The following is a 244-nucleotide window of genomic DNA, read 5'->3' on the forward strand; positions in this document are numbered from 1 at the left end:
GTTCATGATCGAGCCCATCGCGTGCTCGCGCACACCGAAGTGCACGAGCCGGCCACTCGCGTCGCCCGCGGTGATCGGGGTGGTCGTCTCGATCAGGGTGCCCGTGTTCCCCGACAGGTCGGCGCCGCCGCCGACGAGACCGGGCACGACGTCGAAGATCGCCGCGAGGACCTTGCCGCGCGCGCCGCGCGTTGCGAGCTTCTCTCCCGGTTGCCAGGTAGGGAGCTTCGCGTCCCATCCATCG

General features: G+C 70.5%; 1 pseudogene. It reads right to left on the reverse strand.

The features are described from left to right. Window positions 1–244: pseudogene (locus Q4528_RS15460) on the reverse strand (transketolase); the annotation flags it as partial.

Source organism: Staphylococcus pasteuri, from assembly GCF_030547725.1.
In the GTDB taxonomy this organism is placed as follows: domain Bacteria; phylum Bacillota; class Bacilli; order Staphylococcales; family Staphylococcaceae; genus Staphylococcus; species Staphylococcus pasteuri.